The 11,602-nt window shown below is 61.0% G+C and carries 10 protein-coding genes; 3 read left to right on the forward strand and 7 right to left on the reverse strand.

Translation table 11 applies throughout. The features are described from left to right. Window positions 1–118 precede the first annotated feature (118 nt). A complete protein-coding gene (locus U5A89_RS14860; RefSeq protein WP_338161841.1) occupies window positions 119–775 on the forward strand; it encodes a response regulator transcription factor in 657 nt (218 codons plus the stop codon). Here U5A89_RS14860 and U5A89_RS14865 read toward each other — a convergent pair. Continuing rightward, complete coding sequence (locus U5A89_RS14865) at window positions 755–3,793, reverse strand: sensor histidine kinase (protein WP_338161842.1); 3,039 nt, start codon at window positions 3,791–3,793, stop codon at window positions 755–757. The genes U5A89_RS14860 and U5A89_RS14865 overlap by 21 nt on opposite strands. Before the next feature lie 527 nt (window positions 3,794–4,320). On the opposite strand from U5A89_RS14865, the gene U5A89_RS14870 reads away from it, so the two are divergent. Together U5A89_RS14870 and U5A89_RS14875 are read left to right on the forward strand one after the other, a co-directional pair. Next, on the forward strand, window positions 4,321–4,743 hold the full coding sequence (locus U5A89_RS14870) for a carboxymuconolactone decarboxylase family protein (protein ID WP_338161843.1): 423 nt from the start codon (window positions 4,321–4,323) through the stop codon (window positions 4,741–4,743). Window positions 4,744–4,868: 125 nt separating this feature from the next. Continuing rightward, window positions 4,869–5,207 carry a hypothetical protein gene (locus U5A89_RS14875; protein WP_338161844.1) on the forward strand — a complete coding sequence of 113 codons (339 nt, stop codon included), beginning with the start codon at window positions 4,869–4,871 and terminating at the stop codon, window positions 5,205–5,207. Between the two features lie 3 nt (window positions 5,208–5,210). Here the strand turns inward: U5A89_RS14875 and U5A89_RS14880 are convergent, their stop codons facing one another. From U5A89_RS14880 to U5A89_RS14900, 6 genes are all read right to left on the reverse strand, one after another. Beyond that, complete coding sequence (locus U5A89_RS14880; protein WP_338161845.1) at window positions 5,211–5,630, reverse strand: RidA family protein; 420 nt, start codon at window positions 5,628–5,630, stop codon at window positions 5,211–5,213. Window positions 5,631–5,863: 233 nt separating this feature from the next. After that, the gene (locus U5A89_RS14885; RefSeq protein WP_338161846.1) at window positions 5,864–6,484 is read right to left on the reverse strand and encodes a substrate binding domain-containing protein; all 621 of its coding nucleotides are present in this window, start codon (window positions 6,482–6,484) and stop codon (window positions 5,864–5,866) included. Between the two features lie 30 nt (window positions 6,485–6,514). Next, window positions 6,515–6,724, reverse strand: coding sequence for a LysR family transcriptional regulator (locus tag U5A89_RS21375; RefSeq protein ID WP_445190703.1), 210 nt, complete (start codon window positions 6,722–6,724; stop codon window positions 6,515–6,517). 9 nt (window positions 6,725–6,733) lie between these two features. Next, complete coding sequence (locus U5A89_RS14890; protein ID WP_338161847.1) at window positions 6,734–7,846, reverse strand: DUF4062 domain-containing protein; 1,113 nt, start codon at window positions 7,844–7,846, stop codon at window positions 6,734–6,736. Window positions 7,847–7,929: 83 nt separating this feature from the next. Then, window positions 7,930–8,190 (reverse strand): hypothetical protein, encoded by a 261-nt coding sequence (locus U5A89_RS14895; RefSeq protein WP_338161848.1) that lies wholly within the window; start codon window positions 8,188–8,190, stop codon window positions 7,930–7,932. Between the two features lie 47 nt (window positions 8,191–8,237). Further along, the gene (locus tag U5A89_RS14900) at window positions 8,238–11,573 is read right to left on the reverse strand and encodes a TM0106 family RecB-like putative nuclease (RefSeq protein WP_338161849.1); all 3,336 of its coding nucleotides are present in this window, start codon (window positions 11,571–11,573) and stop codon (window positions 8,238–8,240) included. Window positions 11,574–11,602: the final 29 nt, after the last annotated feature.

Below are 11,602 nucleotides of genomic sequence, written 5' to 3' on the forward strand. Positions count from 1 at the left end.
GCTGGACACGGACGCTTGAGAATACCCATGTGGGTAGGTCAGGTGATTATAAATCTGTCGCACTGTGAACGGGTTGGGCGTAGAAGAGTGGAGCCCGGATGAAAGGTGAGCGGGTGCCATGGCTGTCCTCAAAGCCCCAATCAAAGTCCTGGTCGTCGATGACCATCCTCTGCTTCGCGACGGCATCTCCGCGCTGATTGGAAGTCAGAACGACGTTGCTTTGTGTGGGGAGGCGTCGAGCGGTGCCGAGGCGTTGGACCGCTACCGCGAGCTCCAACCTGACGTCACACTCATGGATCTCCAAATGCCGGTGATGAACGGCTTCGACGCGCTCGTCGCGATCCGATCGGAGTTTGCCGAGGCGCGGATCATCGTCCTCACAAACTACAGGGGAGATGTCCCGGCCCGAGCGCTGCTGCGCGCGGGCGCCAGCGGATATCTCCTCAAAAGCGGGGTTAGAGGGCAGTTGCTCGACGCGATCCGCAAGGTCCACGACGGCGGGACCTACGTGCAGAGCGAGATCCTGGAGGATTTCGAACAGCACCCCGTCAGCGAGCACCTGAGCAGACGCGAGATCGCTATCATGAGAATGGTGGCACAGGGACTTACCAACAAGGAGATCGCCAAGGGCATCGGCGTCTCCACCGAGACAGTGAAGGTCGCCCTAAAGAATGTCTTCTTCAAACTCGACGCAAACGACCGTACGCAGGCTGCGATCACCGCAGCGCGACGGGGTTTTCTCGAACTCTCGACGCTAGAGCGGCCAGAAGCGTGAGAAGAAGCCTGCAGGTTTGTTGCCGTCGCGATAGGCGACGCCGCCAGGAACGTCGAGCACTACCTCAGTGCCCTCTCCCGCCTGGCTCCTGACGATGACAGAACCGCCTATGACCTGGGCACGCTCGCGCATGCCTACAAGTCCGAAGTGACCTTCTCGGCGCCCGCTGTCGAGGACGTCTTCGGAAATGCCACGGCCATCGTCGTGCACACGCAGCCTGAGTGAACGACGGCCATAGGAAGCAACCAGTTCGACCTCGGCGGCTCCCGCGTGCCTACCTATGTTGAAGAGCGCTTCCCCTACAATCGCCTTTATCTCGGCTAGTGCCAGTGGATGTATTTCCCGTGGCGACCCCAGCTCGACTATCTGGACGTCGATCGCGTCATCCAGCAGTGCATCGTCGACAGCATCCTGCAGAGTGCGACGCAGATCACCCGCCATGTCGCTGACGCGCAAGTCGCGGACGCTTTCCCGTCCCTGCATGACCAGATCATCGGCATGATCAAGAGCCTTCTCTAGGGAAAGGCGCTCCTCGCTACCTGCGGCGAGGCGATTGGCGATCGCCTGGATGCGGAACATGAAGCCCTGCACGCCCTGCAGCAGCGTGTCATGCAGGTCGCGGGCTATCGCTTCACGTTCCATGAGGCGTTGCTCCAGCCTCCCGCGCATCTGGGCCGCAACCTGCGCAGATCGGAGCCGGAGAAGGAACCAGATGACCAGAACTGCGGCAACGGCCAACACCACAGGGAACCAGATGGATTGCACGAAGGTAGGCACGACCTCGATGTCCACCGAGACGCCGTCCCGGTTCTCGATGCCGTCCTCATTAGTGCCGACAACTCTGAAGCGGTATCGCCCTGGAACCAGATTTGTATAGAACGCCTCGCGACGATGGCCACTCGACGTCCAACCGTGATCCTGACCCTCGAGCATGTACATCGCTTCGGTGCGATCGGGATTGGAAAGGCTAAGCACTGAGAAGTCGATCTCGATATCGGACTCGCCTGCCTTCAGCCTGATCGCCCTGGGATCACGGTATGAACGGTTGCCCACCCTGACTCGCGATACCCATAGCTCCGGCGCATGCATGTTACGAGTGAGCCTAGCTGGATCGATCCAGGCTACGCCTGCCTGGGTCGCGATCCAGATCCTGCCGTCACCGCCTTGGACGATCGATCTCCTGCTATGATCATGGGGCAGGCTTGCAAGCCCGGAATCCTTGTCGAACAGCTCATACTTGGGGCGATAGCCAGGATTCGAGAACGCGACCTCAGCCTCGGAGCGCGGAATCCTTATGATGCCGGCGCTTCCCGCGATCCAGTGATCCCCCCCGCGCGTAACGACAATTCCATTGATGTTGACGAGGCTGGGGAGCCTGTCCTTGCGCAGCCGCTGCCAGCGTCCGCCGAAGAGACGCGCGACGCCATCGGGACCACCGACATAAAGGTCGACCCTTCCGACGCCCCTCGGAGGCGAGTAGAGTGTCACCGGCTGAGGATCCTGTATACTGAACGGCACCGACATCGCTCCGACATCAGGAGACGCGACATATCTCAGCGTCCTGTAGCTCCACTGTGCCAGTACCTTTCCGTGCCGATCCTCGATCATGGACCGAGGACGGTAGTCGGGTCCGGTTTCGCCGAACATGCGTTCCCAGCGCTCGCCCCGAAGGCGATACAGCCCCCCTCTCGCCACGCTGATCCAATAGTCGCCACGGGCATCGAACGCGCAGTCATACACTGTGATGTCCGTTGGCAGCATTGGCTTCGTGCCCACCATCCGCCCGTTTCTCAAAACATGTATCGTCCGGTACAGCGTGATCCAAATGTCTCTATTGGGAGCTTCGCAGATGGTACTAGGGCGCTGACCGGCAACCATCACGGATTTGGGATCGTCTCCCGGGCCGACGCGATAGATGCGGCTCGCCTCCGCGATGAAGACGCTGCCGTCGCGCGCTGAAAGAAGCTGATCACCGAAGACGTGCGGGTCGTCGAGTTCTGGCACGTCCACCACCGACGCACGGCGGAAGCGATCGATGCCTTTCTCCGTCCCGACCCAGATGTTGCCCTCAAGGTCCTGAATAAGACGCTCCGTCACATTGGATGTGAGGCCATTCTGATCTGTGAAGCGCTCCACGACCACTGATGCCTCGGATCGGTTGGAAGCGCCTCGGGGACTGGGACGCTGCACACGCTGAACACCGCGATATTCCGTCGCGACCCACAGGTTCCCATCCTGATCGAAGATGGTAAAGCCCCTGATCTGCGGACGATCCGTCATGTAGGGAAACAGGACCCTTGGGGGAGACCCCCGCCCCTGCTCCCCCGTTATGGGATAGCTGCCCCGCTCGGTGCTAAGCCACACCCTCCCCGCCGGATCGATGGCCATGCGCGCGACAGTGTCGTTCCACGGCTTGCGGGGGAAAAATTGATTACGATTTAGGTCCAACCTGAGAATCGCACTCGCGTGGGTAAGCCAGACGGCGCCAGCAGCATCCACCATCATGTCGAATGGATTGCCCGATGGAATTCCATCACGCCGGCCGTACTGCTTCCACCTGCCATCCCTGTAACGAAACAGGGGATCGTCCTCGGCATCGCTCAGCACCCAGATCGCACCGTCCGGCCCTTCCCTCATCGTCGAGACACGATGTGTGACCGGAGACGGGGGAAGCAGCCTGAGGACGCCACTTCGATAGATGGCGAAGCGATGAGACCCGGCAAAGTTGACCCAGACGTCTCCATTCCGGGCGACGAGCACTGCGGACGGGTGGCCTTCAATGCTCGGTCGTGGGGACTGGATGTGCTCGAACCGCGCACCATCGAACCGGTAGAGCCCTTGCACCGTCGCCAACCAAAGGTAGCCGTCCCGGCCCTGGGCAAGCGAATATATCTGCTTGGGGGCATCACGCTCGCGGCCCCACTTCTGATGGGTATATGTCGCGAAGGCCGCAGACGGCGACCCCGGCGGTGTCTGACCACCACTGGGCGAAGCCATCAGCAGGGCGAGCGCCAGCATCGGCGGCACGAACCTCACCAATCGCCTGATCAACCCCCAGCACATGCCGCACTTGCCCATTCTTCATCAGCGACGCGGCGAGCCTGCGAAATCACCGAAATCGTCCAAGTCCACCTACACTCAGGCCCCCAGCCGGACAACGTGGGGGCGAACTTTCCGCCTTCCCTCATCGCGTCGCACCCTCCCGCTTGCGACCATTGAAGAACCCGCGGCTCCAAGTGACGCCTTCCTTTGTGCAACGACATACCCAGATGGGTATGGCCTTGAGGCCATCCGCATTTCAGGGGCTGTCGACTCGAATGCCTGCATATCTGCACTCCATATTCAAAGGGATCAGCAGACGACACGTCCAACCCTAAACCTAGACGACCGTATGAAAAGGTTTCGCCCTACACCTGATCGCTGGTCCCGATGGCCTGCGGCATGAACCGTATGGACACCGAGTGACGACCGTCGCGAAGGCAAGAGATGAATCACAGTTTCCAGAGGAAAGGAAAAACGCCATGAATTGACTGAACTGGCCAGAAGTGGCGCCCGCCGGCGCTAAGGCTCTCTACGGGATGCACCATTACATCATGACCGGGACGAACCTTCCCGAGGAACTGATCCATCTCATCTTCCTGCGCGTCTCGCAGATCAATGGCTGCGCGCACTGCATCGACATCCACACGCGCGACCTGCTCAAGACCATGTCGATCGACAAGGTCGCCCTGGTGCCGGTATGGGAGGAAGTGCCGCACCTGTTTCCCGACCAGTACCGGGCTGCACTCGCTTGGGCCGAGGAAGTCACCAACGTCAGCGAGACGCATGCCTCCGATGAGGCCTACGCCGCTGCCGCAGAGGCGTTCGAACCCAAGGATCTCGTCGATCTGACCATCACCATCGCTGCGATGAACGCCTTCAACCGCCTGGGGGCGCCCTTCCGCCTGCCCGTCGCCGCCAAGCCCTGATTGATCCCAGGCGCGGCGCAGCCGCGCCTGGCCACGGGCCACGGCCGGAAGACAGAGCGATGCGACGGACCATTCCGATACTAGCCGCGTTCCTCGGCCTATGTTCGATCGTGAATGCCAGCTTCATGATCTTCGACCCGGTCAACTGGTATTTCGCCGTTCCAGGCATCACGTCAACCGGCGCATTCAATCAGCACTTCATTCGTGACATCGGCATGATCTACGGCATGCTTGGAACATGCTTCCTGGTGGGTGCCTGGATGCCGATGCTTCGATGCCTCCTATGGACCCTGGGCACCATTTGGCTGGCAGCGCACGCAATATTCCACCTATGGGAGGCGGGCGCTGGCATCTGTGGTTCCGGAAGGCTCCTAATCGACTTTCCACTCGTTATTCTGCCGGCGATCATCGGCGCAGCCATGAGTGGATGGGCCTTTTATCAGCGACCGCCTCCGTCGGCGTGATCCTCAACCCGCGCCCACCATCCGGTCGATGCCGCGCACCCCGATCGCCTCGACCTCCACGAGATAACCATGGTGCAGTTCCGATACGGGAACGACTGTGCGGGCCGGCTTGGATGACCCGAGCTTCTCGGCATAGATCCGATTGAAGGCGGGCCAGTTTTCCACTCCTGCGATGTAGGCGGTCATCCTAACGATCCCTTCGAGGCCCACGTCGGCGGCCTTTAGGATCGCCAGGACGTTGTCGAGGGCCTGAGCGGCCTGCTCGTCGAAAGGAGCTTCGAAGGTGTGGCTTCCATCAGGTCGCTGACCCAACTGGCCAGAGACGAAGACGAGATCGCGCCATGCACTGCCTTGCGAATAATGGCCAGCAGGGCGCGGCGCGTCTTCGGTTGCTACGCTCTCGATTCCAGACGCCATGTCCATGCTATCTCCTGCAGACTGATCGGTTGTAGCGGTTTATAGCATTCGAGTGCATCATGTTATCATCCCAAGGTGCAGCCAAATGTCGAGGTAGCCGGACCCCGTGATCGGGTTGCACGGCGACTTCGGTGACTGGGGCCCGGGAATTTGTCCGGACCAGCGCCCCGCTCCTGCTGGTAAAAGCGACTGGACTGCGACATGTATCGATCGCCTCACACGCACATTCTGACGACCAATCATCCGAGACTATAGGTCGCTATGTCTCCTGCAAGAAACGATGTCAGGGCGCGCGCCCGGGCGGGCATGGCTCTTGCAAAGGCGTGAGGCACCTGAACCGGGGCTGCCGTGAGGGATATCTCCGGCAACACTCTTTCAAGTCGCCCTGCGGCCAGGTCATTTTCGACTGAGGCTTGCAGGATATGCGCGATGCCCAACCCGTTTCGTGCAGCGATCCTCAGGGCTTCGCCGCTATCCGTATCGAAAACACCGGTACAGGGTATGTACTCGGCGTCGAGAAAATGGATCGGGAATGGCCTGCCTGCGAGCATGTATCGAATGTGGTCGTGATTTTCCAGTGCAGCAACCGTCGCTGGCGCCCCACGTCGGGCAATATAGTCTGGAGAGGCCACCAGAACCATCGACAACATGCCGAGCGGCTTGGCGATAAGTCCGGTGTCGGCCACACGACCGACACGTAGAGCCATATCGAAGCCCTCCCTTATCATATCAACGCGGCGGTCGTTCATGTTGATCTCGAGGCGAATCCCGGGATGTGTCGGAAGAAATCTCTCGGTCACGGCGTCGAGCAGCAAGCGGTCGAAGTCCGCTGGCATACTGATCCTAAGCGGCCCCGTCATCGGCGTGTCGCCACGAAGTTCGACGTCCGCTTACTGTATCCCCCTGACCAGCGGAGCGACCCGGTCGAAATAGCCTTCGCCCTCAGCCGTCACGGCGAACGCGCGCGTCGAGCGCTGAAAGAGGCGGACGCCAAGACGAGCCTCCAGCCTCGCCATGCTCTTGGAGACCGCGGAAGGCGTACTGCCGAACGTCCTCGCAGCCGCCGTGAACGAACCTGCTTCCACGACGCGGTTGAAGATGCTGTTTCCTTACGAGAACTGCCGACGGAGCGGCACGAGGATGTCTTCGATCAGGGGGGTGCGATCCAGTCGGAGCGCAGCGCGTCGGATGACCATGGAGATCGGCGCCCGATCTATCTGACCCATCCCCATCTGAAGGGAGCCGCCCATGGAGTTTTGCTGCTCGCGTGTCTTCCAAGTGCGGTATTCGCTCCCTGACACGAATGCCGCGATCCCGAGATGCGTTAGACGCTGTGTCGGATCGATGCGCTCCAGAGTCGCAGCAGCGTAGCGAAGTGCTGACTGGAGGCGTTCCCGCACGATCTCCTCGATGATCAGCATGCCTCCGAACCCGCTCATCCGGTCCTTCGTCTCCGTGTCCTCGAGCGGAAGGCGGAACGCGGCCGCCCCCTGCTCGGTCAATCGGATTGATCCGCCTCGATCCTGCTTGATCAGGAGATCAGGACCATCGAGAGCCGTGACGCTTCCTTTAGTCCGGTCGAGGAGGCGGCTATCGCCGAACAGTGCCTTCTGCTGCAGTTCTTCCCCGAGGTCGGGGCTCTCCATCTCGATGGGGCGCAGTATCTGTTGGAAGGGGCCGCCGACGATCACGAGTTCGAGCATCGTTGTCGAATGCTGGTTCTGCCTTTCCGCCGGTATCAACGCCTTCGCCTTTGCGATTAGACCCTCCTGATCGACCGGGCCGGTCGCGATGGATAGGATGTAGTCGTGAAGTGATTGCGTGATGGCTTCGTGCAGATCGGCCGCATCCCTGAAGCCACGACGGAAAAGACCGCCTTCCCACGCCTGCACCTCATCGATGAAGGCGCTTTGTTCCGGCTGCGCCTCCATGCCCTGCTGGATGAATGCCAGGATGGGCTTCGTCCCGCGCGCCTCCCGATATTCCTGATGGGTGGCGGAGATCGCTGCGCCAGGGGGAACGAAACCGTAGTCCGGTCCGAGGATGAGGACGACGAGGTCGGCCGCCCGCACGCCCTGAAGGCAAGCAACCTGCGACGAGTTGGGCTGAGCGGGGAAGTCCTCAGCCATGATGACCTCGTTGCGCAAGGTCGTGATCGCCCGACGCGCCGTTTCGCGCATTGGCTCATAGCCCGTGATCAGCGAACTGACGAACACCTTCATCTACATGCTCCAATCTGCCTGTGCGGCGCATCTGCTACCAGTGTGGCAGTCGAACCGAGGTGACACCAGATCGATCCTTCAGCCTAGGCCGCCATCAGTTCGAAGGGCGACCAGTTGCGAGCGGCAGAGGTTTCGAAGAAGACAACGTCCTGCTCCGAGAGACGGATCAGCTGCTTCGGCTCGACCGCCACGCGCTCACCGGCGCGCACCATCCACACGAGACTGTCCACGGGGCAGTTTGCCCGTGCAAGAAGAGAAGCGGTGTCGATCACTTCGGCGTCGATGCCGAGGAGCTGACCGTCAATGTCGACGATGTGGCGCAGTCCGATATCCGAGAAACCCATTTCTGATCTCCTTCTTCCGATGAATAGGAGATTCGCACGCGCAGGTGTCAGAAGCTGTCACCCCCGTGTTCACGCAGGAAACAAAGTGCATTTACGAGCATCATCTCTGCCACAGTTCGGCAGGGCGTCTCGAGAAGCAGCGGGCTGGCGAACACGACGGCCGATGTCTGCGCACGAGATACCGCGACATTTATACGGTTAAGCGAGAACAGGAAGTCGATGTCCCGGGGGAGTTCCTCGCCGCTCGATGTTGTCATCGACACGAGGCAGACCGGAGCCTCCTGGCCCTGGAAGCGATCGACGGTGCCGACGCGTATCCCTGTGGGTAGCGCTGCCCGCAACGCGTTCACCTGCGCATTGTAGGGAGCGACGACCAGAATGTCGCCATATTCGACCGTGCGTTCCGCACCGTCTCGTCCGCGATAGGTTGAGCCCAGAACCTTCGCGATATGAGCCCTTATCGCATCGATCTCCTCGGGACAGACTTGAGATCGCCCACTGTGGGCTATCGACCTGACGCCAGCTCCGACGAGCGAGGCGCCGTCTGCGCCAAGTAGCGCCTGTGTGCCAGCCGCGTCGTCGGGATGGAGGCGATCCTCGTAGACCGCGGCGGAAATGAAGCTACAGATCGTCGGATGCATCCGGCGGCTGACGGGCATGAAGATGCCTCTGTCCTCCGGCACTACGCGATGCCCATCTATGAGATACTCGAGACAAGACTCACCGCTGCGCGCGGGGTGTGTTCCCTGTAGCGGCTGAGGTAGCTGCATCGGATCGCCCACCAGCACGAGATTATGGGCGGCTCTAGACATCGCCATAATGTTAGCGAGCGAGACCTGCCCTGCCTCGTCCACGAACAGATAATCGAATGAAGGCGCATCGTAGCGGGCGAAATGCCACGCCGTCGCTCCCATCACGTTGGCGGTCCCGATCTCCGGCGCATCGTTCGACTGGACCAGCGTGATACCGGGATGGGAATCGTCGTCGCCATCGTCGTTGGCCTTCTGGACGACTTGGCAGTTCAGCCCCTCGCTTGCCGCACGATCGGCTATCGCCTCGAGTAGGTTGCCGATGGCCTTGTGGCTGTTCGACGAGACGGCGACGCGCTTCCCTGCTCGGATAAGATCGACGATCGAAAGGGCGCTTACATAGGTCTTGCCGGTGCCGGGCGGTCCCTGGATCGCGAGCGTGGTTCCCGCCATGTCCGCGATCGCCGCGCTCGTCTGGGAGGGGAGGTCGCCGTCGGGGTCAATGATCCCAGCACTGCGGGAGCCACTCGTGAACTTAGGCACGCTGCGGGTCAGAAGCTGTTCGACCGCCTTCGCGCGACCCGTGCCCTTGATGATTTCCTCGGTAACGGCCGCCACCGCGTTGCGGAGCGTCGCATTGGCGATCGGCTTGCCAGGTATGAGGTCGAGACGGTCAGGAAGTGGACCTTTTGCGGTTGAGCGGCGCAGGACGAGCGTTCCGGCAGTGGCGTCGAGCTCCCTGAGGTCGATGTCCTCGGGCATCTCGGCAGGTTTCACGCACGGCTTCTTCCCTGCGCGGAGCTTCGTCTCCTGTGCCGGGAAGCGATATGTCCGTTCAAAAGACTTGGCAGTCACCTTCACGGGGTCGCCGATGGCTTCGAGCCCCTGGATGCATTCGAGGTCGTCGAGGAGATCCTCGCTTTCTTGGGCAAGCCGGTCGAAGATCGCCCACCAGGCGGGCTTGTCCTCACGCTTGTGGAAGAAGTTGAGGTCGAGCAGTATATCAGCCACTTCGTCCCCCAGCCGCGCGCGCACCGGCTCCAACCTGCTCCGAAGCGCCTCGACTTCGGCGTCCTCCTCCGCGACGTTCGACAGCGCACCGGCTTCGGGCACCTCGCCCAACCTCGGCCACGGCATATCGGCCGGTCGCACGTCCGCGACCAGCCAATCGCGTAGCAGCTGCGTTGAGATGCAGTCGGTCCTGTTGTAGTCGTAGATCTTTTCCAGAAGCGCGTCGTCACCAGTCTCACGCCAGTTTTCGTAGAACACGACGCTCGCACCGGCCGTGGCAACGTCCGCATCCCGCTTCTGCATGTAGAATACCTCCAGATCCTTGATCGAATACCCCTTCTCAGAGGCGATCAGCGATCCGGATACAACTTTGAACAGATCGACGAAGCGGCGTTCACGCTGGAGCTGGTCCATCGCGGCCTCACCCACTCGATGGGCAGCCGTCAGGCGGCGGAGCGCCGCAATCTCGTAGTTCGCATAATGGTAGATCCGTGCATGGGGATGTGTACGCAGATGACTGACGAAGAATTCCAGCAGTTCCGCGACGGCTTGGCCTTCGGCCTCGCGATCGTGAGCCCAGAAAGCGCGAAACGCCCATTCGCCTTTGTCGCGGAACCACACTCCGTGGAGATACTCCAGACCGCCTTCATAGTAGGGATCGCCCTCTATATCGTAGAAGAGGTCCCCGTCGTCGGGCTGAGGCAGGAGGCCGAACCCTTTTCCCGGCTGGAAGTCGCGAAGTTCAAAGCCGGGGGGACCACCCGCGCGGCGCTTCCGCTGTAGCTTCGCCTGCATTGCCAGTCGCGATTGCACCTCGGGTGACAGCTTCGGGACCCTGCCTCCGACATCGGCGAGGCCGTTGAGGGTAGCGATGCCGAAAGCCTCGAGCTTACCACGCTGGGACTTGGTGATGCCAGCGACAAGCGACAGACTGTCGGTCGCCTCCCATTCGGAGCGGCAATGATCCTTCCATCTGCACAGGCCGCATCCGGAGACGGGGTCGGATCGGGTTTCGGGACGGTCGTGAAGAAACGTCTCGAAGACGTTTCGAGCATTCCGGGCATAGGAGGCTACGTCAGCCAGCCGGACGGAGAACCGCGAACCATCACCGAGTTGGAGGTGCGCGGCTTCTGGGCGCAGTTCCTGAACTTCCGTCAGCAGGTCGGAATAGAGGGACAGCTGAAGAACGTGCTTCGGATCGGGCTTTCGCTTCAATTTTGTATCGACCACCTCGTAGGACCAGGGACCAATCGCCGACGGCCGGTCGATCCGTTCCAAGAAGTCGGTATAGCCTCCCCAGGCACCGCCCAGTAGGGCTCCCTGAAATATCACGTCCGGTCCATCACGCATTGCTTCGATCGTGAGTTCGACCGAGCGTTCGATGGGTATGCCCTCTTTGGGTATCTCAACGATCGAGCGGCCAGTCTTGCGGAGGCCGTCGAGGAACGCGAGCTCGTGGGCGTCGCCCTGGCGCTGGAGCAGAAGCGCCTCATCACCATCTGCCGCTGGCGTGACGTCGCCAACTTCCATCAGCCTCAAATCGAGCGTCGTGGCGTGCCTGCACCCCTTGAACCGCATCAGGTCGGAGGCGGAAAGGCGGAGTTTTCCGTCGAGCATGCGCATTATAATTCCCCTTCGGACTCGGAATAGCA

The sequence above is a fragment of the Sphingobium sp. HWE2-09 genome, from assembly GCF_035989265.1.
Classification (GTDB): Bacteria; Pseudomonadota; Alphaproteobacteria; order Sphingomonadales; family Sphingomonadaceae; genus Sphingobium.